Consider the following 25,876-nt stretch of genomic DNA (forward strand, 5'->3'; position numbering starts at 1 on the left):
CCTCGGGGACACACCCGGTGCGACCTCACTGCAGCGGGACGCCGCCGCGGTAGACCGAGCGCACCAGCGGCACCCCGGGGCGGTAGGCCAGGTGCACGTGGCTGGGGGCGTCGAGCACCACCAGGTCGGCCCGCATGCCCGGCGCCAGCACGCCGACGTCGTCGCGGTCGAGGGCGCGGGCCCCACCGAGGGTGACCGCGCGGACGGCCTCGGCCGGGGTCATCCTCATCTCGCGGACCGCGAGCGCGACGCAGAACGGGATGGAGCTGGTGAAGCAGGAGCCGGGGTTGCAGTCGGAGGCCAGCGCGACGTCGACGCCGGCGTCGAGCAGCCGACGGGCGTCGGGGTAGGGCTGGCGGGTCGAGAACTCCACGCCCGGCAGCAGAGTGGCGATGGTGCCGCTGTCGCGCAGCGCGTCGACGTCGGCGTCGTCGAGGTGGGTGCAGTGGTCGACCGCGACGAGGCCGAGCTCGCAGGCCAGCTGGACGCCCGGGCCCGGGCCGAGCTGGTTGGCGTGCAGCCGCCCGCGCAGCCCGGCGGCCGCGCCGGCCGTGAGCACCGCGCGCGCCTGGTCGGCGTCGAAGGCGCCGCGCTCGCAGAAGGCATCGATCCAGCGGGCGTGCGGCGCGGCCGCCTCGAGCATCGGGCCGGTGACCAGGTCGACGTACGCCGCCGGGTCACCCGCGTGCTCGGGTGGCACGACGTGGGCGCCGAGGAAGGTCGTCTCGTCGGTGAGCTCGCGCGCGACCGCGAGCGAGCGGGCCTCGTCGTGGACGCTGAGGCCGTAGCCGCTCTTGATCTCGACGGTGGTGGTGCCCTGGCGGCGCATCTCGGCCACCAGCCCGGCGGCGTGGGCCAGCAGCTGCTCGTCGGTGGCGGCGCGGGTGGCGGCGACGGTGGTGCGGATGCCCCCGGCTGAGTAGCTCTCGCCGGCCATCCGGGCCGCGAACTCCGCCGACCGGTCGCCGGCGAAGACGAGGTGGCTGTGGCTGTCGACGAAGCCGGGCAGCACCGCGCGGCCGCCGACGTCGACCGCGGCGGCGGCGGCCGGGGCCTCGGCGGCGGGTCCGACCCACGCGACCCGTCCCCCCTCGACGACGACGGCCGCGTCGGGCACCAGCCCGAGGACGTCGCCGGGCCCGACCCGGGCGGGGTCGTTGGTGGCGAGCTCGGCGATGCCGGTGATCAGCAGGGAGGTCATCGGTCGTCCTTCCAGACGCGGTCGATCGCGGCGGCGAGGTCGCGGCCGACCTCGGGGGCCTGCTCGCGGGTGTGCACCAGGCGTCCGTCGACGACGACCCGGGTGACGTCGGCGCCGGTGGCGGCGAAGACGGCGGTGTGCTCGTCGGCCCCGGTGCCGGCGGTGCGGGGGCTGGTGGTGTCGAGCGTGACCAGGTCGGCGCGCGCCCCGACCGCGATCGCGCCGGCGTCGTCCAGGCCGAGCGCGCCGTGGCGCAGCCCGGCCCCGAGCAGCTCGGCGGCGGCCCAGTGCCCGCGGCGCTCGGCCACGAGCCGCTCGTCGAGCTCGACGGCGCGCATCTCCTCGAAGAGGTCGACCACGGCGTGGCTGTCGGAGCCCAGCGTCAGCGCGCTCCCGGCGTCGTGCAGCGCCCGGCTCGGCCCGACCCCGTCGCCGAGGTCGCGCTCGGTGGTGGGGCAGAAGCAGGCGTGCGTGCGACTCGCGCCGAGGGCCAGCACGTCGGCGTCGTCGAGGTGGGTCGCGTGCACCGCGCTGGTCAGCGGGCCCAGCACCCCGGCCTCGGCGAGCACCTGCGTCGGCGAGGCGTCGTACGCCGCGCGGCAGGCGTCGTTCTCGGCGCGCTGCTCGCTCAGGTGCACGTGCAGCGGCCGGCCCCGGGCGCCCTCGACCACGGTCGCCAGCTGCTCGCGCGGCACGGCGCGCACCGAGTGCACCGCCGCGCCGACGACCACGTGGGGCTGGTCGGCGACCGCGGCGGCCAGCGCCTCGACCCGCCGCGCCCACCGCTCGGCGTCGCCGTCGCTGTAGCGCACCTGCGCACCCTCGACCGGCGCCCCGAACCCCGAGGAGAGGTAGCAGGTGTCGAGCAGCGTGAGCCGGATCCCGGCGCGCCGGGCGGCCTCGACGAGGACCAGGCCGGTCTCGTTGGGCTCGGCGTAGGGGCGTCCGTCGGGGGCGTGGTGCAGGTAGTGGAACTCCCCCACCGTCGCGATCCCGACCGAGGCCATCTCGCGGTAGAGCGCGGTGGCCAAAGCCAGGAGGTCGTCGGGGTCGAGGCGCCCGGCGAGGTCGTACATCTGCTCGCGCCAGGTCCAGAACGTCCCGCCCCCGCGCTGGGTGCGCCCGCGCAGCGCCCGGTGGAAGGCGTGGCTGTGGCTGTTGGCCAGGCCGGGGAGCGTGAGACCGGGGACCCGCTCGACCCCGGACGGCACCCGCGCCGACGCCTCGACCTGGGTGAACCGGCCGCCCTCGACCTCGACCAGCACGTCGTCCTCGACCCGCCCGCCGACCCAGGCCCGCTCGAGCAGGTACGCCGTCGGCCCCGTCACCGGCCCCGTCACGTGCACAGCCGCTCGAGGGTGTCGGCCAGCGCGTCGACGCCGGCCAGGCAGTCGGGCAGCTCGGCGTGCTCGGCCGGGGAGTGCGAGACGCCGGTGGGGTTGCGCACGAAGAGCATCACGGTCGGGATGCCGGCGCCGGAGAGGATGCCGGCGTCGTGGCCGGCCTGGGTGGGCAGCACCGGCCAGTCGCCGCCGGTGTGGTCGGCGGCGACGCGGCGGGCCAGGTCGGGGTCGAAGGAGACCAGGCCCGAGACCGACTCGGCGACCACCCGCACCTCGGTGCCGTCGACCTCGGCGCGCTGCCGGGCGCGCCGCTCCAGCCCGGCCACCAGCTCGGCCAGGGCGCCCTCGGACTCGCAGCGCGCGTCGAGCCAGGCGGTGACCCGCGACGGCACGGCGTTGGTGCCGTTGGGCACCACCTCGACGCGCCCGAAGGTGGCGCGGGCGCCGGCCCGACGGGCCTCCTCGTCGGCGGCCAGCGCGGTCGTCGCGTAGGTCAGCATCGGGTCGGCCCGGTCCTCCATCCGCGTGGTGCCGGCGTGGTCGGCGGTGCCGCTCAGCTCGAAGCGGTAGCGCCCGTGGGGCCAGATCCCGCTGGCCACCCCGATCGCGCGGCCCAGGTCGACCAGGGCCCGGCCCTGCTCGACGTGCAGCTCCACGAAGGTCGTCACGCCCGCCAGCAGGTCGGGGTCGCCGGCCTGTGGGCCCGGCAGCCCGGCCGCCTCGAGCGCATCGGGCAGCGCCACGCCGTCGCGGTCGCGCAGCTCGCGCGCCCGCTCCCACGTCGTCGCGCCGGTCAGCAGCCGCGAGCCCAGGCAGGCCAGGCCGAAGCGCGAGCCCTCCTCCTCGACGAAGACCGAGACCCCGACCGGCCGGGCCGGCACCACGCCGCGCTCCCGCATCCGGTCGATCGCCGCGAGCGCCGAGACGACGCCGAGCGGGCCGTCGTACGCCCCGCCGTCGAGCACCGAGTCGAGGTGCGAGCCGGTCAGCAGCCGCTCGTCGGGGCGGGTCGCGTGCTCCTCGCCCCACCAGCCGACGAGGTTGCCCAGGCCGTCGCCCTGCACGCGCAGGCCGCGCTGCTCGCACGCCTCCACGAACCAGGCCCGCAGCTCGCGCTCGGCGCCGGCCCACGGCTGGCGGAAGTAGCCGCCGCTAGCGGCCGAGCGGCCCACCGGCGCCAGCGCGCCCCACATCGCCTCGAAGTCATCGGCCACCGGGCCACCTGCCTCTCGCCCCACGCTGGCCGTGTCCGAGCTCGTGGCCATACTCGTCGCCATGGAGTTCCAGGACGTCGTACGCCGCCGCCGGATGGTCCGCGACTACGCCGACCGGCCGGTGGCCCGCGAGCAGGTCGACCGGATGCTCGAGAACGCCACCCGAGCGCCCAGCGCCGGGTTCAGCCAGGGCTGGTCGTTCCTGGTGCTCGACACCCCCGACGACGTGCGCCGCTTCTGGCGCACGACCTCCGACGACGTCGACGACCCGGACCGCTGGCTGGCCGGGATGATGCGCGCCCCCGTGGTGGTCGTGCCGTGCAGCAGCCGCGCGGCGTACCTCGACCGCTACGCCCAGCCCGACAAGGACGGCACCCGCCGGCGCAACGGCGCACCGGCCGGCGACCCGTGGACGGTGCCCTACTGGCACATGGACGCGGCGATGGCGAGCCTGCTGATCCTGCAGACCGCGGTCGACGAGGGGCTCGGCGCCTGCTTCTTCGGGCTGCCGCCGCACCGCGAGCCCGAGGTGCGCGAGGAGTTCGGGGTGCCCGACGACGTCGACCCGATCGGCGTGATCACGATCGGCCACCGCGCCGAGGGCACCGGCGCGAAGGGCTCGCCGGCCACCCGTCGCCGACGTCCGGTGGGCGACGTGGTGCACCGCGGCGGCTGGGGCTGAGCAGGGGCGGAGGGGCACGGCACCAGTCCAGCCACCGCCGCGTGGCGGGTCAACGACCCCCGCCCCACCCGTGTCTCGGATGCGAGACCAGGTGGGACCGGGCGTTCGGCCCCGGGCCGGCCCCCGCACCGCGTAGCCTGCCGCCCGTGACCTTGAGGGAGGGCGCGGAGCAGTCGCGCGCGGTGGGCAAGCTGCAGGCACTCGTACGGATCCCGACGGTGAGCCACCGCGACCCCGACCTGGTCGACACCGCCGCCTTCGACGCCTTCCTCGTCGAGCTCGAGACGCAGTTCCCGCTGCTGCACCGGCACCTGGACCTGACCCGGGTGCACACCCACGGACTCCTCTTCCACTGGCGCGGCGCGAGCGACGCGCGGCCCGTGGTGCTGATGGCCCACCTCGACGTGGTGCCCGTCGAGGGCGAGTGGCAGCACCCGCCCTTCAGCGGCGCGATCGCCGACGGCAGCATCTGGGGCCGCGGCACCCTCGACGACAAGGGCTGCCTGGTCGGCATCTGCGAGGCCGTCGAGACGCTCCTCGAGGCCGGGCACACCCCCGCCCAGGACGTGTGGCTCTCCTTCGGCTGCGACGAGGAGGTCTTCGGCCACGCGGCGCCGCTGGCCGTCGACGAGCTGCGCCGGCGCGGCGTACGCCCGTGGTTCGTGCTCGACGAGGGCGGTGCCATCGCCTCGGAGGCCTTCCCCGGCGTCGGTGCGCCGATCGGGGTCATCGGCGTGACCGAGAAGGGCATCACCTCGGTCGAGCTGCGCGCCGAGGGCCGCGGCGGCCACGCCTCGACGCCCGCGCGCAACGGTCCGGTCGCCCGCGTCGCGCGCGCCGTCACCCGGCTCGAGAAGGCACCGCTGCCCGCGAGCCTGCCGGCCCCCACCATCGAGCTCTTCCGCCGCCTGGCGCCGCACGCACCGCTGCCGCTGCGGCCGCTGATGGCCAACGCCGAGCGGCTGCGCCCGGCGCTGACCCGGGTCCTGCTCGCGGCCGGCCCCGAGACCGCCGCGATGACCCGCACCACCGTCGCGGTCACCACGCTGTCGGGCTCCCCCGCGCTCAACGTCATCGCCGCCACCGCCAAGGCCGGGGTGAACATGCGGCTGATGGTCGGCGACACCGTCGAGGAGGTGCTGGCCCACGTGCGCCGCACCGTCGGCAGGGGCGTCGAGGTCGACGTGGTCGAGAGCAGCGAGGCCAGCCCCGTCTCGCCGTACTCGACCACCGACGGCCGGGGCGGGCACGGCAGCGTCGACGAGGCGTTCGCGCTGCTCGAGGACACCATCACCGAGGTCTTCCCCGACGCCGTGCCGGCGCCGTACGTGATGATGGCCGCCACCGACGCGCGGCACTTCACCGCGATCTGCGAGCGGGTCTACCGCTTCGCGCCGTTCCGGATGACCAAGCAGCAGCGCGAGTCGATCCACTCCTACGACGAGCACATCGGCGTCGAGGCCTTCCTCGACGGCGTCGACTGGTACCGCCGACTCCTCGAGAGGCTCCCGTGAACCGCTCCCTGCCCCCCGGCGCCCGTGGCCTGGCCACCGTCGTCGGCTTCCTCGTCGTCGTCGAGCTCGCCAGCGGCGTCCTGCAGGGCTACTACACCCCGATCTTCAGCGACATCGCCGACCACCTGGGCATCCAGGACGCCGACGTCAACTGGTTCGAGGCCGCCCAGCTGCTGGTCTCGGCGCTGTGCGTGCCGCCGCTGGCCCGCCTCGGCGACCTCGTGGGCCACAAGAAGGTGCTGCTGATCTCGACCGCGGTCACCGCGGTCGCCTCGTGGGGCGTCGCCTTCGCACCGTCCTTCGAGACCTTCCTGGTCGCCTGGGCGCTGCAGGGCTTCTACGTCGTGTGGCTGCCGCTCGAGGTCGCGATCATCTACCGGCGCACCGCCGGCTCCGGTCGCCAGGGCGTGCTCACCCGGCGCTCGGCCGCGGTCCTCGTCGGCGCCCTCGAGCTGGCCGTCATCATCGGCGCGCTGACCTCGGGGGCGCTGGTCGAGAGCACCTCGATGACCGTGCTGCTCGCGCTGCCGGCCGTCGTGGTCACCGCGTGCCTGGTCATCATCTGGATCGGCATCGACGACGCCCCCGGCGAGGCCACCGGCGGGTTCGACTGGCCGGGCCTGGGCCTGGTCACCGCCGCGCTGCTGCTGGTGATGGGTGGGCTGATCGCGGTCCGGCTCCAGGGCCCCGGCAGCGTGCTGCCGTGGCTGCTGATCGCGGCCGGGCTGGCTGTGCTGGTGCCGTTCCACCGTGTCGAGGCCGCCCGCGCCGACCCGATGATCGACGTCCGGCTGCTGGCGACCCGCGGCCAGTGGCCGGTGCAGCTGACCGCGTTCCTCTTCGGCATCTCGGTGCTCGGCGCCCAGATCCCGCTCTCGACCTTCGCGCGCACCGACCCCGACGTCGCCGGCTACGGCCTCGGCGCCGACGCCGCGTTCGTCTCCACGCTCGTGGGCGTCTACGTCGTCTTCCTGGCCGTCGGCGCCCTCACCCTGCCGCTGACCGCCCGCCTGCTCGGCCCCCGCGGGGCGCTGGTGGCCGGCGCCCTGCTGGTGGCGCTGGGCTACGGGCTGTTCCTGCCCTTCCACGACTCCACGACCCAGACCCTGGTCAACATGGCGATCGCGGGCATCGGCTCCGGCGCCCTGGTGGCGGCGCTGCCGGCCACCGCGGCGGCCGCCGCCCCGCCCGACCGCACCGGCTTCGCGACCGGCATGACCAACGCGACCAAGACGGTCGGCGGCGCCTTCGCCAGCTCGGTCTTCGCGATCGCCCTGGCCTCCACCGGCTCCCTCGGCGAACCGGGCGCGGGCCAGGCGCCGCTGTCGGGCTACCTGACCGTGTGGGCGATCTGCTCGGTCTCGGCCGTCGTGGCCGCCCTGGTGCTCCTGATGATGCCGCGACCCGTCGAGACCGTGCCCGACACGGCGCTCGACGCCGTGCCCGTCGGCTGAGCACCGATCCGAGTACCCGGGCTCACGACTGAGCAGGGGCCCGCGGGGAAGGCTGTGCCCATGAGCTCCCCCACCACCCCCACCCCGACGTCGTACGGCGCCCCGCCGGGCCGCTCGCCCCGCGCCCGCACGGCGTACCGGGTCGCCACCCGGGTCGTGCTGGGCCTCAGCGCCCTCGCCCTGGTCGGCGTGGTGGCCCTGTGCGTGGCCGGCGCCACCGACCCGAGCGAGTACGCCGACTTCTACTACCTCTTCGCCGTCCTCCTGGCCGCGCCGGTGCTCCTGGCGCTGGCGCTGACCTGGGCGGCCCGCCGGCTGCGCCCCCGCGCCCCGCGGGTCTCGCTGGCGCTGGCCTGCGTCGCCGCCGCCGGCATGACGTGGCTGGCGTTCGGCGCCCTCGCCGTGCTGTGGCCGATGTGACGGCGCCGCGCTCCCCGGGCGCGGCCTACGCCGTGCCGGCGCTGCTCGCGCTGGTGACCTGCGCCCTCGCCCTGGCGGCGGCGGTCGCGCTGGGGGCCCAGGCCTGGGTCGACCCCGACCCGTGGGCGGGGGTGGGCTTCGTCTACGTCGTCATCCTCGCCGCCCCGGCGCTGACGTCGCTGGCGCTGCTGGGCGCCGCCCACCGCGCCCGGCGGCACAGCCCCGGCCGCGCCCGGGCGCTGGCCTGGACCGCGCTCGGCCTGGTCGGCCTGGTCGGGCTCGCGGCCAGCCGCCACCTCGCCTACTGACCGATCTCCCACCGAAGTCCCACCACGACCACGCCGGCCACGGCCGAGGACCAGGATGTGCCCATGACCACCGACCCCGGGCTCGAGAGCCGCTCCGCCACCACCGGCGAGCCCCGCCCCGACCGCGCCGCACGACGCAGCCCGGCGCTGCGGCGTACCGCGCGTGCCACGCTCGTGCTCGACGCGCTGGCCGTCGCCGGGTGCGTCGCCCTGGCCGTCGCCTTCTCCGTCGACCCGCTCGCCGTCGCGGTGGCGATCATGCTGCTGGTCCCCTTTCTCGTCTCCGCCGTGGTGGTGCTGGTCGGCGCACGGGTGCGTGACGCCGCCTTCGCCTGGCTGCTGGTCGGACCCGCCTGCGCCGGCACGCTGGGGCTGCTCGCGCTGGTGCTGGTGCAGTGGCGCTTCAACGCCTTCTGAGCCCTGGTCGGCTCGGACCCACCGCCTAGGATCGGGACCAGGGAGGTGGCGACATGTCCGAGGAGCCGCACCGCCGCGCCGACGCCGCGCGGCCCACCGACGAGTCCCAGGCCGCCGACGAGGTCGAGCGGCGCAAGCGCAGCGGCGAGAGCATCGCCGCCGCCCGGATCGGCAACCAGACCGCCTGGGTCGACCAGCAGGTCCGGGTGGCGATGGCCAAGGGCGAGTTCGACGACCTGCCCGGCAGCGGGCGCCCCATCGAGGACCTCGGCTCCGAGCACGACCCCGACTGGTGGGTCAAGCGCCTCGTCGAGCGCGAGCAGATCACCGGCGTGCTGCCCCCGAGCCTGCAGCTGCGCAAGGACGACGCCGAGCTCGACGCCCGCCTCGACGCCCTCACCGTCGAGCGCGAGGCCCGGCGCGAGGTCGAGGACTTCAACGCCCGCGTCATCCGCGCCCGCTACACCCCCGCCGACGGCACGCCCCCGCTCATCACCATGCCCCGCGACGTCGAGGCCACCCTCGCCGCCTGGGCCGAGCGGCGTACGGCGCGCGCGGCCGCCGTCCGCGCCCAGGTGCAGGCCCAGGCGCTGGCCGCCGCCACCCGCCCGCCCCGCCGCCCCTGGTGGCGCCGCTCCCGCCCCGGCCCCGCCGAAGGTTCATCGGGTACCCGATGAAACTGGCGCCACCGGGCTGAACCTTCGTGCAGGTAGCGCGAGGTCCATCGGGTACCCGATGAAACTCCCGCCGGGCCCCTCCACACCCCACCGCTGTCAGATCCGTCATACCCACGGGTAATGCTTCGCTGCTACTTTCGCGCGCATGCCCAGCTCGAGCCGCAGCGCCAAGGACTTCTTCCGCCCCCTCGCCGTGGGGGCGCCGACCCCGCCGACGGAGATCCCGGCCCGCCCGAGCCGGGCGATCCACTTCTTCGACCCCAGCAACGCCAAGATGGCGGCGAAGATCCCGCAGATGGTCGGCAGCGTCGACGTGCTGCTCGGCAACCTCGAGGACGCCGTCAAGGCCGACAACAAGGAGGCCGCCCGCGAGGGTTTGGTGAAGATCGCCCAGGAGACGGACTTCGGGCCGACCCAGCTCTGGACCCGGATCAACGCCCTCGACAGCCCCTGGGTGCTCGACGACCTGACCACGCTGGTGCCGGCGATCGGGCACAAGCTCGACGTGATCATGGTGCCGAAGGTGCAGGGCGCCGAGGACATCCACTACGTCGACCGGCTGCTGGCCCAGCTGGAGGCCAAGGCCGGGCTAGAGAAGCCGATCCTGGTGCACGCGATCCTCGAGACCGCGCGCGGCGTGGCCAACGTCGAGGAGATCTGCGGCGCCAGCCCCCGCATGCAGGGCCTCTCCCTGGGCCCGGCCGACCTGGCCGCCGACCGCCGGATGAAGACCACCCGGGTCGGCGGCGGCCACCCCGGCTACCTGGTCCGCCAGGACCCCGACGGCTCCGGCGAGGAGGCGATCAACGGCGCCCGCACGACGTACCAGCAGGACCTGTGGCACTACACGATCGCCCGGATGGTCGACGCGTGCGCGATGCACGGCATCTACCCCTACTACGGCCCCTTCGGCGACATCGCCGACGTGGTGGCCTGCGAGGACCAGTTCCGCAACGCCTTCCTGCTCGGCTGCGTCGGCACCTGGAGCCTGCACCCCAAGCAGATCGCGATCGCCAACCGCGTCTTCAGCCCCAGCGTCGAGGACGTCACCCACGCCCGGCGCGTGGTCGCCGCGATGGGCGACGGCACCGGCGCGGTGATGCTCGACGGCAAGATGGAGGACGACGCCTCCCTCAAGCAGTGCCTGGTGATGGTCGAGCTGGCCGAGGAGCTGGCCGCGATCGACCCCGACCTGAAGAAGCAGTACGACGCGATCACCCTGCCCGGAGAGGACGCCTGAGATGACCGACGTGACCCCCCTGCGCAGCGTCCTCTACATGCCCAGCTCCAACGAGCGGGCGCTCGAGAAGGCCAAGTCGATCGCCTGCGACGGCCTGATCCTCGACCTCGAGGACGCCGTCGCCCCCGACGCCAAGCCCGCCGCCCGCGACCAGGCCGCCGCGGCCGCCTCGTCCGGCGAGTACGGCCGGCGCACCGTGACGATCCGCGTCAACGGCATCGGCACCGAGTGGCACGACGACGACATCGTCGCCGCCGCCCAGGCCGGCCCTGCCGGCGTCGTGGTGCCCAAGGTCAACAGCGCCGAGGAGGTCCGCACCCTGGTCGCCGCTCTCGAGAAGGCCGGCGCCCCCGACCACACCCGCCTGTGGGCGATGGTCGAGACCCCCGAGGCGATCTTCAACGTCCGCGAGATCGCGGCCGCCTCCGACCGGCTCGCGGTGCTCGTGATGGGCACCAACGACCTGGTCAAGGAGCTGTACGCCGAGCACGTGCCCGGCCGCGCCCCGCTGCTGACCTCGCTGTCGCTGAGCCTGCTGGCCGCCCGGGCCGCGGGCGTGCAGATCCTCGACGGCGTCTACAACGACGTCAAGGACGCCGAGGGCTTCCTCGCCGAGTGCGCCCAGGGCCGCCAGATGGGCTTCGACGGCAAGACGCTGATCCACCCCGGCCAGGTCGCGCCCGCCAACGAGCAGTTCGCGCCCTCGCCGGAGGCGGTCGAGGACGCCCGCGGCCTGATCCAGGCCTGGGAGGACGGACAGGGCTCCGGCGTGGTGACCTACAAGAACAAGATGGTCGAGAACCTGCACGTCGAGTCCGCCCGGCGCACCCTCTCGATCCACGAGGCCGTGCAGGCGCTCGAGTCCTGAGCCCGGGCTGAGCGGGGCTGGGTCCGCGCTCAGCGGCCGTCGAGGCGCGCCACCCGGCGCGCCCCGGCGGTGCGCCGGTACGAGGCGTCGAGCAGCTCGGCGACCTCGTCCCAGTCCGAGCCCTCCAGGTCGAGGTCGACGCCCAGCCAGCCCGACGGACCGAGGTAGGCCGGCACGAAGACCCGCGGGTCGTCGACCAGCGCCTGGCGGTCGTCGGGGTCGGTCAGCACCATCACGGCCTGCTCGTGCTGCACGTAGCTGCCGGCCACCTTCACCGAGCCGCCGTAGTAGGCGAACACCTTCGTGGTGAAGAAGGCCGGGCGGCCGTGGCTGACCTTCTCGGCGGCGTCGGGCAGCGCGAGCGCCAGGGTGCGCACGCGGGCCAGGACCGGGTCGTCGTCGTCGTACATCTGCGGGTGCGGCACCGCCCCAGACTGCTCGACCCGCGGGGCGGCGTCCAGGCCGCAGCCGGTCCTGGGCCACGATGGGTGCGTGCGAGCCGTCATCCAGCGAACCCTGCGTGCCAGCGTCACCGTCGACGGCGAGGTGGTCGGCCACACCGACCGGCCCGGGCTGCTGGTCTACCTCGGCGTCACCCACGACGACGGCCCGGCCGACGTCGCCTGGACCGCCCGGAAGATCTGGGAGCTGCGGGTGCTGCGCGAGGAGCGCTCGGCCTCCGACGACGACGCCCCGGTGCTGGTGGTCAGCCAGTTCACCCTCTACGGCGACACCCGCAAGGGCCGCCGCCCCTCCTGGTCGGCCGCCGCCCCGGGCCCCGTCAGCGAGCCGTTGTACGACGCGCTGTGCGGCGAGCTCGAGCGCCTCGGCGCCCACGTGGAGCGCGGCCGCTTCGGCGCCGACATGCAGGTCGAGAGCGTCAACGACGGCCCGATCACGATGCTGCTCGACAGCCCCCGCTGAGCGCGGCCGCTCAGCCCCAGAGCTCGCGCACCCGGGCGACGTGTGCCGCGGCCTGGGCGTGACCGGCGCGCGCGGAGCCGGGCCGGGCGGCGGGGTCGAGCACGTTGGAGCCGATCGCGGCACGGGAGCCGTCGTCCGGGGTGATCACCAGGTGCGGCACGCCGAGCTCGGCGAGCTGCTGGCGGGCGCTGCGCAGCGGGCCGACCGAACGGTCGAGCGGCGAGAGCACCACGACCGGGTCGCACCCGGCGGCCAGGTCGGCGTTGGCGCCCGAGCGCATCCCGCCGTCGACGTAGGTGCGGCCCCCGATCGGGATCGGCGGGTAGACACACGGCACCGCGCAGGAGGCGTTGACGGCGTCCTCGAGGCCCACGTCGCCGCCGCCGCGGAAGGCGGCCAGCTCGCCGGTGGCCGCGTCGACGGCGGTCACCACGAGGTCGCGCTCGGGCCAGGTGGTGGTGGTCAGCCGCTGGCGCACCTGGTCGTAGCGCTCGGCGATGCTCGGGGTGCGCCCCCGCGCGGCGGCCCGCACGGCGCGGGAGCCGAGCAGCCGCCCGAAGACCTCGGGGTCGCGGCGCGAGCGCAGCACCGCGACGGCGTACGTCGCCAGCACCCGCGGCCCGATCGCGGCCAGCGCCGCCTCGGTGGGGCCCTCGGGGTGGCCGGGCTCCAGGAGCTGGCGCCGGTAGAGCTCGTCGAGCGGGGTGTCGCTGGTGACCTGGGAGCCGACGATCGAGCCGGCCGAGGTGCCCACGACCCGGTCGGCGCCGGTCAGGTCGACCCCCGCGTCGGCCAACCCGGCGAGCAGGCCGGTCTCCCACGCGATACCGGTGATGCCGCCGCCGCCGAGCACGAGTGCCTTCATGGCCGCCAGTGTGGCGTGCCTTTACCAGTCTTGACCGATCGGGTGGTGCAAAACGCCACACCGGCGTCCACGATCAGCCAGACTGGTCCGTACCAGCAGTACACCGCTTCCCCCACCGACCACGCAGATCCTGTCTCGGGACCAGGAGTAGGCGTCGAAGGAGTCTCATGTCCCCCACCAAGCCCCTGCCCTTCGTGGCCACCCTGGCCACGACGGCCGCCCTGGCCCTCGGCCTCTCGCTCGCCCCCGCCACCGCCGCCGAACCGACCCCCCGCGACGGCGCAGCCACCTCCGCGGCCCCGGCCGTCGCCGAGAAGCGCACCCGCACCCCCTTCGTCTTCAAGGGCAACGGCTACGGCACCGTGGTGGAGGGCGGCGACCTGCCCGTCGACTCCAGCCGGGTGGCGCTGAGCTCGATGGCCTGCACCACGATCGCCGGCAAGAAGAACCGCAACTTCGTCGAGGAGACCGAGGTCCCGGGTCTGGGGACCGTGCGCGGTGTCTTCTCCCGCGTGGTCAGCAAGAAGAAGGGCACCACGACCTTCCAGAAGTCCAAGCACAAGGTCGCCGAGATCGTCCTCGCCGAGACCCCGCTGGGCAGCCTGTCGATCTCGGGCATCGTCTCGACGACCAAGGCCTCCTTCGACACCGAGGAGGGCTGGGCCTCCTCCGCGGTCACCAAGATCGCGGGCATCACCCTGACCCCGGCGGGCGGCGACCCCATCCAGATCGACATCCCCTCGCCCGGCCAGACCATCCCGATCCCGGGGATCGCCAACATCAGCCTGGGCCGGATGATCGAGAAGCCCGAGCCGGACAAGAACCGCTCGCGCGCCTACGCCGTGGGCGTGGTGATCGAGGTGATCCCGACCGGCACCACCGTGAAGGTCGCGCGCAGCATGTCGAAGCTCGAGAAGGGCTTCAAGACCGGCATCTTCGGCGGCAGCGCGATCCCGGTGAAGGCCAACGTCCTCGGCGAGCTGGTCCAGGTCGGTCGCGTCGTGCGGCAGACGATGCCGTGCCTGGGCACCGACAACGAGTGGCAGGCGGCCGACGCCGCCGACGTCAACCTCGGCGACCAGATCGTCGTGCAGGCCGCCAGCGCCCGCCAGAAGGGCAAGCAGACCAGGAAGAAGGCGGTCGGCACCGAGGTGGCGCGCATCGCGAAGCTCGACCTCGGCGACGGTGCCCTGGTCCTCGACGCGATCGAGTCGAAGGCCAAGGTGACCCGCCTCAAGAGCGGCCGGCTCAAGCGCAGCGCCTCGGCCAAGGTCGGCGCCATCACCGCCGGCGGCGGCGACGCGCAGAGCCTCGAGGACCTCGACGGCCTCGAGATCCCCGGTCTGCTCAAGATCCAGACCGGCCTGAAGAAGAAGATCAAGAACGGCATCCGGATCATCGGGCTGCGGATCACGCTGCTCGACGGCACCGGCGCGGTGGTCGACCTGGCCACCTCGAAGGTGACCATCGCCGACCGCTGAGCCACCCGCAGCACCCGGCACCACCCGGCACCGGCCCGGGGCGACGACCCGCAGCACGCGGGCCCTCGCCCCGGGCCGTCTGGTTTCTCACACCCCGGATCCGTGGGACGAGGTGGCTCCCCCGGCCCCCGAGGGCGTCAGATGGGGCGGTGACCACCCGCCCGCCCGCGACCGAGCCCTCCTCCCGCCGCCGGTGGGCGATGCTCGGCGCCTCGACGCTGGCGCAGGGCGCGGCCGCGGTGACCATCCACGGCCCGGCCTTCCTGATCCCGGTGCTGCGCGACGAGGGGCTGAGCCTGCCGCAGGCCGGGCTGGTCGCCGCCGCCCCGACGATCGGGGTGATGCTGACGCTGGTGGCGTGGGGCCTGCTCACCGACCGCCGCGGCGAGCGCTTCGTGCTGGTCAGCGGGCTCGCCCTGACCGCCGTCGTCGGGCTGGTCGCGATGGCGGCGCGGGGCCCGGTCGCGCTCTTCGTGGCGCTGCTGGTCGCCGGCGCGGCCGCGGCCAGCACGGGCTCGGCCAGCGGGCGCGTCGTCGTCGGCTGGTTCCCGCCGCACCGGCGCGGGCTGGCGATGGGGGTGCGCCAGATGGCCCAGCCCACCGGGGTCGCGCTCGCCGCCGTCAGCATCGCCGTCGTCGCCGACACGTACGGCGTCGCCACCGCCCTGGCCGTCCCGGTCGTCGTCGCGGCCGCGGCCGCGCTGGTGGTGGCCCTGGTCGTGGTCGACCCGCCGCGCCCGGCCCTCAGCGCCGGCGAGCGCGCACCCAACCCCTACCGCCGCGACTCCTACCTGGCGCGCATCCACGGCGTCTCGGTGCTGCTGGTGGTGCCGCAGTTCCTGGTGTGGACCTTCGCGCTGGTCTGGCTGGTCAGCGACCGGGGCTGGTCGGCCGCGGCCGCGGGCAGCCTGGTCGCCGGCGCCCAGCTCGCCGGCGCGCTCGGCCGGATCGCGGCCGGCCAGCTCAGCGACGTGGTCGCCAGCCGGTTGCGCCCGCTGCGCTGGGTGGCCGTGGCCGCCGGCGCCACCATGGTGCTGCTGGGCCTGGCCGCCGGCCAGGACGCCGCGGTCGCGGTGCCGCTCGTGGTGCTGGCCACGGTCCTGACCGTCGCCGACAACGGGCTCGCCTTCACCGCCGTCGCCGAGCGCGCCGGACCGCACTGGTCGGGGCGGGCGCTGGGCGCCCAGAACACCGCGCAGTACCTCACCGCCTCGGCCGTCCCCCCGCTGGCCGGCCTGCTCGTCGACCGGGCCGGGTACGCCGCGGCGTTCGCGCTGGCGGGGCTCTTCCCGCTCCTGGCCGTGCGACTGGTGCCGGTGCGCGAGGAGCACGACCTGACCTGAGGGGTGAGCGGGGTTCGACCGCTGGCCAGCGGGGTAGGAGATCTACATGTCCACCACCAGCCTCGTCCTCCTCGTCATCGCCGTCCTGGTCGTCGCGGTCCTCGTGGGTCTCGCCGTCGTCGCGCTGACGAGGCGCAACGCCCGCCTGCGCGCCGCCCGTGTCGAGCAGGCCGGTCAGCTGCGGGCCGCCGCGGCCGCCCACGACGAGCCGATCGCCGCCTCGCGCAACCGGGTCGAGGAGGCCCAGGTCCGCGCCGACGAGGCGCACGCCCGGGCCGACGAGGCCGACGCCGAGGTGCACCTCGCCGAGCAGGTGCTCGCCCACGACGAGGCGCAGCAGGAGGACCAGCTGCGCGCCGCGGACGAGCTCGCCCCCGAGACGAGCACCGGCACGGGCACCGACGACACGCAGAGCACCCAGGACACGCAGGGCACCGACGACGGACCCGAGGGGCGCCACCGCGCCTGAGCCGCCTTGCTGTCTGGGAGGCTGCGCGCATGGCCTCCGACCAGTCCCCGCGGCAGCCCGCGCCCCAGGGCTCGCAGGTGCCTGCGGCCACCCGGACCCTGCGGGTGCTGCGCTTCCTGGCCGGCCAGCCCGACCCGGTGCCGGTCGACCGGATCGCCCGCGCCTGCGACCTGCCCCGCTCCACGGCGTACCACCTGCTCGGCGTGATGGTGGAGGAGGGCTTCGTGACCCACCTGCCCGAGGAGCACCTCTACGGGCTGGGGGTCGCGGCCTTCGAGGTCGGCAGCGGCTACGCCCGCCAGGTGCCGCTGCAGCGGATCGCACGGCGGGCGCTGGCCGCCCTCGTCGACCGCACCGGCCACAACGCCCACCTGGCGGTGCTGCACGGGCGTGACGTGCTCTACGTCCTCGAGGAGCGCGCCCCGGGCCGCGCCCCGCTGGTCACCGACGTGGGCGTGCGGCTGCCCGCCCACCTGACCGCCAGCGGCCGCGCGCTGCTGGCGGGGCTCTCCGCGGCCCAGGTGCGCGCCACCTACCCGGGCCCCGAGGGGATGGTCGAGCGCACCGGTCTCGGGCCGCGGACGCCGGCGGCCCTGCGCGAGCTGCTCGTCCAGACTCGGGCGCGTGGGCACGCAACCGAGGACGGCGAGGTGAGCACGGGGATGGCCAGCGTCGCGGCCGCGGTCCGCGACCACAACGACCACCCCGTCGCGGGGGTGGCGGTGACCTACCCCGTCGACGAGGTCGAGCGGCCGGCCGGCGTCGAGGCCCTGGCCGCGGAGGTGCGCCGCACCGCCGACCAGCTCACCCGCCGCCTGGGCGGCGGGCGGGCCCGGTGAGCACGTCGACGCGGTGGGGCGTCTCGCAGATCGCCCTGGCCGCGTTCCTGTGGGGCACCGGCGGCCTGGTCGTGCAGCTGGTCCGCGAGCAGGTGCCGCTGTCGGTGCCGACCATCAGCGCCTGGCGGCTCGCGCTCGCCCTGGCCGCCCTGCTGGCGGTGGTGCTCGCCCAGCGCACCGGCGGGCGGCTGCTGGCGCTGCTGCGGGCGCGGCCGCGCCGGGTGCTGGCCGTGGGTCTGGCCACCGCGGGCTACCAGCTCCTCTACTTCCTGGCCGTCACCTGGGCCGGCGTCACGGTCGCGACGGTGGTGAGCCTGGGCCTGGCCCCGGTGCTCCTGGGCGTGAGCGAGGCGGTGACGGCCCGCCGGGCGCCGAGCCCGACGCGGCTGCTCGTGGTGACCGCCGCGCTGGCCGGCCTCGCCCTGGTCTCGACCTCGACGGGTCACGGTGGGGGTGGCGTGGGGCCACGGCCCCTGGCCGGCCTCCTGGTCGCCGTGGCCGCCGGGGTGCTCTACGCCCTGGCCACCGGCTGGGGTGGCGCCCTGGCCCGCGACACCCCGCCGCTGGTGCTGACCACCGCGACGACCGGCGTCGGGGCGGTGGCGCTGGTGCCCGTCGCCCTGCTCGGTGGTGGCCCGCACCTCACCGGTGACCCCGCCGCGCTGGCCCTGCTCGCCTACCTCGGCCTCTTCACGATGGCCGGGGCGTACGCCGCCTTCTACGCGGGGCTGCGCACCACCAGCGGCTCGACCGCCGCGCTGGTCACGCTGGTGGAGCCGCTGTCGGCGGCGCTGCTGGCCGCGGTCGTGCTGGGCGAGCGGCTCGGCCCCGGCGGCGTCGTGGGCACGGTGCTGATCCTGGGCGCCGTCGCCGGCCTGGCTCGCGACGACGGGGACGCGGTGGCCGCGACCGCCGGCCCGACCGCGGCACTGCCGGGCGTGCCCCCGCACGCCGACCCGCACTGATCCCACGCCCGGCGAGTTCCCGCGAACCCCGGCGCGATCGTCGCGGGGTGCCCACACTGTGACGAGCGTCTCGACAGGTCAGTGAACATGTGTCACTTTCGTGTCTCGTTCCCCCCGGAGGTCACCATGCGCCGCACCCCGTCCGACACCCGCCCCACCCGGGGCTCCCGCGAGCCCGGCACCACCCGGCGGCTCGCCTGGACCGCCGGTGGCGCCGCCCTGGTGGTCGGTGCCGCGCTCGTGCTCCCCGGCCTGGTGGGCAGCAGCACCCCCGCGACGGACGCCGCGCGCGGCGCGCAGGCCCGCGGCGGGCTGCAGGCCGCCCACGACGCGGCCAGCGGGCAGGGGACGCTGCCGTTCACCGACGCCCACGGGCACGAGGTGCGCCTCGACGTCGACCCCGCCACCAAGAACGCGGTCTCGCGGGCCGGCGAGCTCGGCGCGGAGACCCGCGACCCCACGACCGCGGCCGAGCGCGCCGCCGCGGCGGCGTACGTCGCGCAGGAGCGGGCCCGGCGCGACCCCCGGCTCGGCTCCACCAAGGCCTACCCGAAACGCACCACGCACCCGCGCACCCGCTACGCGATGGCGCGCGGCTGCTACACGCTGGTCCCCGGTGGCGAGCCGACCTACTTCCAGGCCACCGACCTGGGCGACTACCTGCTGCTGCTGCCCGACGAGACCCTGCGCAGCAGCGGGGGCGGCACCGCCACCCAGCCCAGCGACAGCACGGTGTGGACCGCGACCAAGAAGGGCAAGCGGTTCTCGTTCACCAACGACGGCGAGCGGCTCGAGCTCGACGGGGCCACCGCGTTCCGGCTCACGACCGCCCGGGGCTGCGCCCGCTGGCCCGAGGCCCAGGTCGACGTCAAGGGCCGCCCCCACACCGGCGTCACGCCCTTCCAGGAGGTCCGCGGCTACGTCGACGCGCACACCCACCACATGGCCTACGAGTTCCTCGGCGGCGAGGTGCACTGCGGCAAGCCCTGGGACCGGTTCGGGGCCGAGGTCGCGCTGACCGACTGCGAGGACCACACCCTCACCGGCGGCTACGGCGCCCTGCTCGAGACCGCCCTGTCGGGCGAGGTCGGCCACGACCCGGTCGGCTGGCCCACCTTCGTCGACTGGCCCGCGCCGAACTCCCTGACCCACGAGGGCACCTACTACCGCTGGATGGAGCGCGCCTGGCGCGGCGGCCAGCGCCTGTTCACCAACCTGCTGGTGGAGAACAACCAGCTGTGCCAGCTCTACCCGCTGAAGCGGAACTCCTGCGACGACATGGACTCCGTGCGCCTGCAGATCCAGCGCACCGTCGAGTTCCAGGACTACGTCGACGCCCAGTTCGGCGGCCCCGGCAAGGGGTTCTACCGGATCGTGACCAGCCCCTTCGAGGCCCGCGAGGTGATCAACGAGGGCAAGATGGCCGTGATCTTGGGCATCGAGACCTCGGTGCCCTTCGGCTGCACCTTCAAGAAGCTGCCGCTGGGCGACCTGGCCCAGTGCGACGCCGAGACCATCGACGAGCAGATGGACGAGATGCACGACCTGGGCGTGCGCCAGATGGAGCTGGTCAACAAGTTCGACAACGCGTTGTCGGGCATCGCCGGCGACGCCGGCGAGACCGGTGTCGCGGTCAACGCCGCCAACTTCCTCGAGACCGGCACGTTCTGGGACATGCGCACCTGCGCCCCGGCCGACACCGAGAACCACGACCGCAACCAGACCCTCGCGGCTCCCGAGATCTCCGCCGACCAGCAGGACGCGCTCTTCGGGGCGATCGGCCAGCTCTTCGGCACCCTCAACCTGCCCGCCCTGCCGCTCTACCCGCGCACCAACCACTGCAACGCGCGCGGCCTGACCACCCTGGGCGAGCACACCATCAACAGCCTCGCCGAGCGCAAGATCGTCTTCGACCCCGACCACATGAGCGTCAAGGCGCGCAACCAGGCCCTCGACCAGATCGAGGAGCTGGGCTACCAGGGCCTGCTCTCCAGCCACTCCTGGTCGACGCCCGACGCCTACCCGCGCATCTACGAGCTCGGCGGCTTCATCACGCCGTACGCCGGCGACTCCACCGGCTTCGTCGAGAAGTGGCGCCGCCACGTGGGCTGGGCCGACGAGCGCTACTACTTCGCCATGGGCTACGGCGCCGACATCAACGGCCTCGGCGCCCAGGGCGACCCGCGCGGCGTCGACGTGCCCAACCCGGTCACCTACCCCTTCAAGGGCCTCGGCGGCGTCACCGTGCGCCAGCAGCGCGCCGGCGAGCGGGTCTACGACATCAACGCCGACGGGGTCGCGCAGTACGGCCTCTACCCCGACTGGATCGAGGACCTCGGCCGGGTCGCGGACTCCCAGCAGGGTGACGGCCGCGCGGTGCTCGACGACATGGCCCGCGGCGCCGAGGGCTACCTGCAGATGTGGGAGCGGGCCTACGGCATCGCCCCCGACTCCTGCCGCAACCCCGAGCGGCAGCTGCCGGTGGCCACCGTGCAGCGCCGCCTGGAGCGCGGGATGACCACGACGCAGGTGATGCGCAAGGTCGGCCAGCCCTACACCCGGCTGGGCCGAACCTTCGGCTTCTGCGCCCGCAGCGGGGGCTCGGAGGTCGAGATGACCGCCACCTTCACCAAGCGCGGCACCCTGCGCGGCGTGCGCCGCTCGTGACCCCCGGGCGGCGGCCCGCTGCGCAGACACCCGCTGGCGTTGAAGTTACCGCCCGGTAGGCTCCATCTCACCCCGACTGGAGCCTGACGGCACCGACGCTGGGGCCTAGGCTCACGCAGGCGCGCAGGTAGCCGCGCGCCAACAGAACCCGAGGAGCACGTCCGCATGCAGACCTTCGCCATCGTGGTGTCCCTGGCGTTCACGGCGGTCGCCGTGGCGATGACCGTGCGGGCGGTGCGCGCCATCGTGGCCACCGTCCGGCTCGGCACCCCCATCAGCCGCACCGACAACCCGGTACGACGCTCGGTGACGCTGCTCAAGGAGTCGCTCCTGCACACCCGGATGCTGCAGTGGCACTGGATCGGGGTGATGCACTGGTTCGTGTACGCCGCCTTCATCGTGCTCTCCGCGGCAGTGGCCACCGGCTACGTCCAGCTCTTCAACCCCGACTTCGCGCTGCCGATCATCGGCCACTTCTTCCTCTTCGAGTGGGTCAGCGAGGGCCTGGGCCTCCTCGGCACGATCGGCATCATCTTCCTGATCGTGGTCCGCCAGCTGAACCACCCGCGCGACAAGGGCCGCCGCAGCCGGTTCTTCGGCTCCAACCAGTGGCAGGCCTACTTCGTCGAGGCGTTCGTGCTCGTCGAGAGCGCCGCGATCCTCTTCATCCGCGGCGCGGAGTACAACCTCGGCCAGATCGACTCGGCCCACCCCGAGGACTTCACCGCCTTCCACTTCCCGATCTCCAGCATCGTCGGCGAGGCGCTCTTCCCGGCCGGGGTCGCCGGCAACGAGGGCGCCCTGGAGACGACCATCGTCGTCATCGCGATGATCAAGGTCGTCCTGGCGATGATCTGGCTGATGGTCATCTCCTCCAACCTGACCATGGGCGTGGCCTGGCACCGCTTCACCGCCTGGTTCAACATCTTCTTCAAGCGCGAGTCGACCGGTCGCGACACCGACGGCGCCACCACCGCGCTGGGTGCGGTCAAGCCGCTGACCAACAACGGCGAGCGGGTCAGCCTCGACGACATCGAGGACCTCGACGAGGACGCCAAGCTGGGCGTCGGCGCCGTCGAGGACTTCTCCTGGAAGGGCCTGCTCGACTTCACCACCTGCACCGAGTGCGGCCGGTGCCAGAGCCAGTGCCCGGCCTGGAACACCGACAAGCCGCTCTCGCCCAAGCTGCTGATCACCGCGCTGCGCGACGCGACGTACGCCAAGGCGCCCTACCTGCGCGCCGGCGAGGACGAGCGGGCCGCGATGCTCGAGGGCGACACGGCCCTGGCCACCGAGGTCGAGCGTCCCCTGGTCGGCGAGACCGGTGGGCGCATGGACGGCCTCGAGGACGGCGAGTGGTTCTACAACCCGAGCAACGGCGCCGCCGTGATCGACCCCGAGGTGCTGTGGAACTGCACCTCGTGCGGCGCCTGCGTGCAGCAGTGCCCCGTCGACATCGAGCACGTCGACCACATCGTCGACATGCGCCGCTACCAGGTGCTGGTCGAGTCGAACTTCCCTGCCGAGCTCAACGGCCTCTTCAAGGGCCTGGAGAACAAGGGCAACCCGTGGAACATGTCGTCCACGGCGCGCATGGACTGGGCCAAGGGCCTCGACTTCGACGTCAAGGTCGTCGGTGAGGACATCGAGTCCCTCGACGAGGTCGACTGGCTCTTCTGGGTCGGCTGCGCCGGCGCCTACGAGGACCGCGCCAAGAAGACCACCCGCGCGGTGGCCGAGCTGCTCGACATGGCCGGGGTCTCCTTCGGCGTGCTCGGCAACGGCGAGACCTGCACCGGTGACCCGGCGCGCCGCGCCGGCAACGAGTTCGTCTTCCAGGGCCTGGCCGCGCAGAACGTCGAGACCCTGACCGAGTACAAGGTCAAGAAGGTCGTCTCGACCTGCGCCCACTGCTTCAACACCCTCAAGAACGAGTACAAGGAGTTCGGCATCGAGCTGGAGGTGGTCCACCACACCCAGCTGCTGAACCGCCTCGTGCGCGAGGGCAAGCTGACCCCGGTCAAGGAGGGCGCGGGCGCCCACAAGCGCTCGATCACCTACCACGACCCCTGCTACATCGGCCGCCACAACGGCGTCTACACCCCGCCCCGCGAGCTGCTGCAGATCCTGCCCGGCGCCGAGGTCGTGGAGATGGAGCGCAACTCCGAGCGGTCCTTCTGCTGCGGCGCCGGTGGCGCGCGCATGTGGATGGAGGAGAACACCGGCGAGCGGATCAACATGAACCGCACGGACGAGGCGGTCGGCACCGGCGCCGACCAGATCGCCGTCGGCTGCCCCTTCTGCCGCGTGATGCTCTCCGACGGCCTGACCATGAAGCAGTCGAAGGGCGAGGCCCGCGAGGAGGTCGAGGTCCTCGACGTCGCGCAGATGCTGCTCGCCTCGGTCAAGGGCGAGATGGCCACCAAGGCCGCACCCGGCTCGGCTGCGGCGGCCCCGGCCGCCAAGGCGGCGCCCGCCGCCCCCGCCGACGACACCGCCACCAAGGCGGAGCCCGAGGCCGGCGACGCGACCATCACCGAGGACACCGTCGTCGAGACCCAGGACGCCGGCCCGCTCGCCAAGGCCAGCGGCGGCTCCAGCCTCTTCGACTCCCCCGACGCCGCGGCGGCCGACGACAAGCCGGCCGGCGCCACCTCGGGCGGGTCGCTCTTCGACACCCCCGAGACCGCAGCCGAGGACAAGCCGGTCGCCGACGAGGCGACGGCCGCGAAGCCGGCGTCCGCCGGCGGGTCGCTCTTCGACCTCGGTGGCGACGAGCCCGAGGCGAAGACCGAGGCGAAGCCCGAGGCCGACGAGATCGGCTCCGGCGGGTCGCTCTTCGACCTCGGCGGCGACGAGCCCGAGGCCCCGAAGGCCGAGGCACCGAAGGCCGAGGCACCGAAGGCGGAGGCACCGAAGGCGGAGGCACCGAAGGCGGAGGCAGCCGAGCCCGAGGCGCCGAAGGCCGACCTGGGCTCCGGCGGGTCGCTCTTCGACATCGCCGGCGACGAGCCCGCCGCCCCCGCGGCCAAGGCCGAGCCGACCGAGGCACCCGAGGCAGCGGCACCGAAGACCAAGGCCCCCGCGCCCGACCTGTCCGGTGGTGGCTCGCTCTTCGACATCGCCGCCCCCGAGCCGACCGCCACCGCGAAGGCCCCCGCGGCCGAGCCGGAGGCCGAGACGAAGGCCGAGCCGGAGCCCGAGCCCGAGCCCCAGGTCGAAGCCACCCCGGCGCCTGAGCCCGAGGCGAAGGCCGAGGCGGCACCGGCCCCGGCGGCCGCCCCGGTCGCCTCCTCGGGGTCGGCGACCGCGCCGAAGACCGACGTGGACCTCGACGCCATGGGTTCGCTCTTCGACATCGAGGCCCCGGAGGCCACGACCGTCGAGCGCCCTGCCCAGCCGGAGTCGGCGGCGCCCGCGCCGTCGGAGCCGGAGGCGTCCGAGCCCGAGCCGGAGCCGGAGTCAACGGTGTCGTCGGACGCTCCCGACGGCGCGGCGCTGAGCGCGGCGGCCACCCAGGCCGCCGGCACGGCGGAGGAGACCCCCGAGCCGGCCCAGCCCGAGGCCGAGGCCGTGGTGGAGGAGCCCCCGGCCGAGGAGCCGACCGAGGAGCCGACCGAGGAGCCGACCCCCGAGCCGGCCCCGAAGCCGACCTCGAGCGGCGCCGCGCACACGCCGCGCACCGACGTCGAGATCGACGAGTCGGGATCGCTCTTCGACCTCTGAGCAAGGCTAGGCCCGCGCGCGCCGAGGCAGAGTGTGGAGCCCCGGATCAACCTGGTTGGTCCGGGGCTCCACACTTTCCGCAGGACCCCAGCCGGCCGGTCCACCCCCGGCGGGTGAGGACCGCCGCCACCGCCCGGGCCGTCGCGCAGGGGCGGTCGACCGCCTGTCCCCAGCCGATGCGCAGCGTCTCGCCGCCGGTGGCGCCCACCGCGTGGGCCAGGTCCCGGTCGAGGTCACGGTCGCGCTGGCGCACCGAGGAGTGGTGCAGCCGGCCGTCGAGCTCGACCACCACGCCCTGGTCGGCGTACACGACGTCCTGCCAGGTGCTGCGCCCCTCGTGGCGGGCGAGCACCTGGCGCGAGCCGACCGGCAGGGCGTGGGCGCGCTCGACGCGGGTGAGGTACTCGTGCTCCAGCACCGAGCAGGTGCCCTCGGCGACGTCGAGCAGCACCTGGAGGGTCCAGGCCCGGCGCCGGACCCAGGGCCGGGCGTCGAGGGCGGTGACCATCCGCTGCGCCGTCGTGCGCAGCGAGCCGCAGGCGTCGGCCAGGGCCGCCACCGCGTCGAGCTCGCTCTCCGCCGCCAGGGCGACGTCGAGGGCGGCCTCCTCGTAGCGCATCCGCGGTGGCCCGGCGTTCCACCGCACCCGGGCCGCGAAGCCACCGACCCGGTGCACGACGACGCCGGGCGGTGGCTCGAGGCGCCGCCCGCGCTCGACGGTGACGTGCAGCTGGTCGGTGTCGCGCCTGGGACGCCCCGGCCCCTCCGCAGCCCGCAGCGCGCTCTCGTGCGACAGCGCCGCCGGCGCGGCCCACAGCACCGCGGCCCAGGCGCGCTGCGACCAGGTCAGCGGGCCGGTGTGCTCGACGTACACGCCGCGGTGCACCTCGGTGAGGTCGCGGCGGCGCAGCATCCGAGCCACGTCGACCCGGTCCACCCCGTCGAGGTCGAGCAGCTGGCGGCGCGCCACGACGCCGCCCTGGCGCGCGTCAGCCGCCGCTGGACTCGTCGCCGCCCTCGGGCACGTAGACCGGGCGCAGCCGCGCCCAGCCCAGGAAGACGGCGGCGACCACCAGCATCGCCAGGCCGGCCCACAGGTTCGCGTTGACCCCGCCGGTCTTGTCGGTCTCGGGGTCGGCGAAGAGACCCATCAGCACGAGGATGACGCCGTACGCCCCGATCAGCCAGCCGATGATGTTGCGGATGTCGAAGGCCCCCGCCTGGTGTCGGCGGGTGGCTCCGGTCGTGCTCTCAGGCAT

24 protein-coding genes are annotated in these 25,876 nt (G+C 74.6%); 17 read left to right on the forward strand and 7 right to left on the reverse strand.

Going from position 1 to position 25,876, the window contains the following annotated elements; genetic code table 11:
- Positions 1-25 precede the first annotated feature (25 nt).
- From hutI to H0S66_RS06085, 3 genes are read right to left on the reverse strand one after another with little or no spacing between them, the layout of a single operon-like run.
- Positions 26-1,201, reverse strand: a complete 1,176-nt coding sequence (hutI, locus tag H0S66_RS06075) for an imidazolonepropionase (protein WP_180923813.1) — start codon at positions 1,199-1,201, stop codon at positions 26-28.
- On the reverse strand, positions 1,198-2,541 hold the full coding sequence (locus H0S66_RS06080; protein ID WP_258017119.1) for a formimidoylglutamate deiminase: 1,344 nt from the start codon (positions 2,539-2,541) through the stop codon (positions 1,198-1,200). Before H0S66_RS06080 ends, hutI begins: the two co-directional genes overlap by 4 nt.
- A complete protein-coding gene (locus H0S66_RS06085) occupies positions 2,538-3,758 on the reverse strand; it encodes an allantoate amidohydrolase (RefSeq protein ID WP_258017120.1) in 1,221 nt (406 codons plus the stop codon). Before H0S66_RS06085 ends, H0S66_RS06080 begins: the two co-directional genes overlap by 4 nt.
- 61 nt (positions 3,759-3,819) lie before the next feature.
- Between H0S66_RS06085 and H0S66_RS06090 the strand changes: the two genes are divergently transcribed.
- The 9 genes from H0S66_RS06090 to H0S66_RS06130 all read left to right on the forward strand — a co-directional run bounded on the left by H0S66_RS06090 (position 3,820) and on the right by H0S66_RS06130 (position 11,338).
- On the forward strand, positions 3,820-4,440 hold the full coding sequence (locus H0S66_RS06090) for a nitroreductase family protein (RefSeq protein WP_179614591.1): 621 nt from the start codon (positions 3,820-3,822) through the stop codon (positions 4,438-4,440).
- A gap of 146 nt (positions 4,441-4,586) precedes the next feature.
- Positions 4,587-5,954 carry a M20/M25/M40 family metallo-hydrolase gene (locus H0S66_RS06095; RefSeq protein ID WP_258017121.1) on the forward strand — a complete coding sequence of 456 codons (1,368 nt, stop codon included), beginning with the start codon at positions 4,587-4,589 and terminating at the stop codon, positions 5,952-5,954.
- Positions 5,951-7,408: an MFS transporter gene (locus H0S66_RS06100; protein WP_219633625.1), complete on the forward strand. Its 1,458-nt coding sequence runs from the start codon at positions 5,951-5,953 to the stop codon at positions 7,406-7,408. Before H0S66_RS06095 ends, H0S66_RS06100 begins: the two co-directional genes overlap by 4 nt.
- A 60-nt stretch (positions 7,409-7,468) precedes the next feature.
- Entirely contained in the window at positions 7,469-7,828 is a 360-nt protein-coding gene (locus H0S66_RS06105) for a hypothetical protein (RefSeq protein ID WP_179614592.1), read from the forward strand.
- On the forward strand, positions 7,825-8,136 hold the full coding sequence (locus tag H0S66_RS06110) for a hypothetical protein (protein ID WP_179614593.1): 312 nt from the start codon (positions 7,825-7,827) through the stop codon (positions 8,134-8,136). Before H0S66_RS06105 ends, H0S66_RS06110 begins: the two co-directional genes overlap by 4 nt.
- 63 nt (positions 8,137-8,199) lie before the next feature.
- Positions 8,200-8,553 (forward strand): hypothetical protein, encoded by a 354-nt coding sequence (locus H0S66_RS06115; RefSeq protein ID WP_179614594.1) that lies wholly within the window; start codon positions 8,200-8,202, stop codon positions 8,551-8,553.
- A gap of 53 nt (positions 8,554-8,606) precedes the next feature.
- On the forward strand, positions 8,607-9,230 hold the full coding sequence (locus H0S66_RS06120) for a DnaJ family domain-containing protein (protein WP_179614595.1): 624 nt from the start codon (positions 8,607-8,609) through the stop codon (positions 9,228-9,230).
- 145 nt (positions 9,231-9,375) lie between these two features.
- Positions 9,376-10,470 (forward strand): HpcH/HpaI aldolase/citrate lyase family protein, encoded by a 1,095-nt coding sequence (locus H0S66_RS06125; protein WP_179614596.1) that lies wholly within the window; start codon positions 9,376-9,378, stop codon positions 10,468-10,470.
- A gap of 1 nt (position 10,471) precedes the next feature.
- Positions 10,472-11,338: an HpcH/HpaI aldolase/citrate lyase family protein gene (locus H0S66_RS06130; RefSeq protein WP_179614597.1), complete on the forward strand. Its 867-nt coding sequence runs from the start codon at positions 10,472-10,474 to the stop codon at positions 11,336-11,338.
- Between the two features lie 29 nt (positions 11,339-11,367).
- On the opposite strand, the gene H0S66_RS06135 is transcribed toward H0S66_RS06130, so the two are convergent.
- Positions 11,368-11,763 carry an MmcQ/YjbR family DNA-binding protein gene (locus tag H0S66_RS06135; protein ID WP_218876239.1) on the reverse strand — a complete coding sequence of 132 codons (396 nt, stop codon included), beginning with the start codon at positions 11,761-11,763 and terminating at the stop codon, positions 11,368-11,370.
- 67 nt (positions 11,764-11,830) lie between these two features.
- On the opposite strand from H0S66_RS06135, the gene dtd reads away from it, so the two are divergent.
- Positions 11,831-12,262, forward strand: a complete 432-nt coding sequence (gene dtd / locus H0S66_RS06140; protein ID WP_179614598.1) for a D-aminoacyl-tRNA deacylase — start codon at positions 11,831-11,833, stop codon at positions 12,260-12,262.
- A 10-nt stretch (positions 12,263-12,272) separates the two neighbouring features.
- On the opposite strand, the gene H0S66_RS06145 is transcribed toward dtd, so the two are convergent.
- The gene (locus H0S66_RS06145; protein ID WP_179614599.1) at positions 12,273-13,127 is read right to left on the reverse strand and encodes a patatin-like phospholipase family protein; all 855 of its coding nucleotides are present in this window, start codon (positions 13,125-13,127) and stop codon (positions 12,273-12,275) included.
- 167 nt (positions 13,128-13,294) lie between these two features.
- Between H0S66_RS06145 and H0S66_RS06150 the strand changes: the two genes are divergently transcribed.
- From H0S66_RS06150 to H0S66_RS06180, 7 genes are all read left to right on the forward strand, one after another.
- Entirely contained in the window at positions 13,295-14,608 is a 1,314-nt protein-coding gene (locus tag H0S66_RS06150) for a choice-of-anchor P family protein (protein ID WP_179614600.1), read from the forward strand.
- 149 nt (positions 14,609-14,757) lie between these two features.
- Positions 14,758-15,951, forward strand: a complete 1,194-nt coding sequence (locus H0S66_RS06155; RefSeq protein WP_258017122.1) for an MFS transporter — start codon at positions 14,758-14,760, stop codon at positions 15,949-15,951.
- 46 nt (positions 15,952-15,997) lie between these two features.
- Positions 15,998-16,420 (forward strand): hypothetical protein, encoded by a 423-nt coding sequence (locus H0S66_RS06160; protein ID WP_179614601.1) that lies wholly within the window; start codon positions 15,998-16,000, stop codon positions 16,418-16,420.
- A gap of 29 nt (positions 16,421-16,449) precedes the next feature.
- On the forward strand, positions 16,450-17,259 hold the full coding sequence (locus H0S66_RS06165) for an IclR family transcriptional regulator (protein ID WP_179614602.1): 810 nt from the start codon (positions 16,450-16,452) through the stop codon (positions 17,257-17,259).
- Complete coding sequence (locus tag H0S66_RS06170) at positions 17,256-18,224, forward strand: DMT family transporter (protein WP_179614603.1); 969 nt, start codon at positions 17,256-17,258, stop codon at positions 18,222-18,224. The genes H0S66_RS06165 and H0S66_RS06170 overlap by 4 nt, the downstream gene beginning before the upstream one ends.
- Before the next feature lie 126 nt (positions 18,225-18,350).
- The gene (locus H0S66_RS06175) at positions 18,351-20,891 is read left to right on the forward strand and encodes an amidohydrolase family protein (protein ID WP_179614604.1); all 2,541 of its coding nucleotides are present in this window, start codon (positions 18,351-18,353) and stop codon (positions 20,889-20,891) included.
- Between the two features lie 165 nt (positions 20,892-21,056).
- Positions 21,057-24,617 (forward strand): (Fe-S)-binding protein, encoded by a 3,561-nt coding sequence (locus H0S66_RS06180; protein WP_179614605.1) that lies wholly within the window; start codon positions 21,057-21,059, stop codon positions 24,615-24,617.
- A gap of 46 nt (positions 24,618-24,663) precedes the next feature.
- On the opposite strand, the gene H0S66_RS06185 is transcribed toward H0S66_RS06180, so the two are convergent.
- A complete protein-coding gene (locus H0S66_RS06185; RefSeq protein ID WP_179614606.1) occupies positions 24,664-25,587 on the reverse strand; it encodes a hypothetical protein in 924 nt (307 codons plus the stop codon).
- 19 nt (positions 25,588-25,606) lie between these two features.
- Positions 25,607-25,876 (reverse strand): hypothetical protein, encoded by a 270-nt coding sequence (locus tag H0S66_RS06190; protein ID WP_179614607.1) that lies wholly within the window; start codon positions 25,874-25,876, stop codon positions 25,607-25,609.

The sequence above is a fragment of the Nocardioides marinisabuli genome (assembly GCF_013466785.1).
In the GTDB taxonomy this organism is placed as follows: Bacteria; Actinomycetota; Actinomycetes; order Propionibacteriales; family Nocardioidaceae; genus Nocardioides; species Nocardioides marinisabuli.

Coding starts and splice junctions, on each gene's coding strand:
- H0S66_RS06180 (WP_179614605.1), top strand. CDS start 21,057: ATGCAGACCTTCGCCATCGTGGTGTCCCTGGCGTTCACGGCGGTCGCC.
- H0S66_RS06120 (WP_179614595.1), top strand. CDS start 8,607: ATGTCCGAGGAGCCGCACCGCCGCGCCGACGCCGCGCGGCCCACCGAC.
- H0S66_RS06115 (WP_179614594.1), top strand. CDS start 8,200: ATGACCACCGACCCCGGGCTCGAGAGCCGCTCCGCCACCACCGGCGAG.
- H0S66_RS06175 (WP_179614604.1), top strand. CDS start 18,351: ATGCGCCGCACCCCGTCCGACACCCGCCCCACCCGGGGCTCCCGCGAG.
- H0S66_RS06165 (WP_179614602.1), top strand. CDS start 16,450: ATGGCCTCCGACCAGTCCCCGCGGCAGCCCGCGCCCCAGGGCTCGCAG.
- H0S66_RS06125 (WP_179614596.1), top strand. CDS start 9,376: ATGCCCAGCTCGAGCCGCAGCGCCAAGGACTTCTTCCGCCCCCTCGCC.
- H0S66_RS06090 (WP_179614591.1), top strand. CDS start 3,820: ATGGAGTTCCAGGACGTCGTACGCCGCCGCCGGATGGTCCGCGACTAC.
- hutI (WP_180923813.1), bottom strand. CDS start 1,201: ATGACCTCCCTGCTGATCACCGGCATCGCCGAGCTCGCCACCAACGAC.
- H0S66_RS06105 (WP_179614592.1), top strand. CDS start 7,469: ATGAGCTCCCCCACCACCCCCACCCCGACGTCGTACGGCGCCCCGCCG.
- H0S66_RS06130 (WP_179614597.1), top strand. CDS start 10,472: ATGACCGACGTGACCCCCCTGCGCAGCGTCCTCTACATGCCCAGCTCC.
- H0S66_RS06160 (WP_179614601.1), top strand. CDS start 15,998: ATGTCCACCACCAGCCTCGTCCTCCTCGTCATCGCCGTCCTGGTCGTC.
- H0S66_RS06150 (WP_179614600.1), top strand. CDS start 13,295: ATGTCCCCCACCAAGCCCCTGCCCTTCGTGGCCACCCTGGCCACGACG.
- H0S66_RS06190 (WP_179614607.1), bottom strand. CDS start 25,876: ATGCCTGAGAGCACGACCGGAGCCACCCGCCGACACCAGGCGGGGGCC.
- H0S66_RS06145 (WP_179614599.1), bottom strand. CDS start 13,127: ATGAAGGCACTCGTGCTCGGCGGCGGCGGCATCACCGGTATCGCGTGG.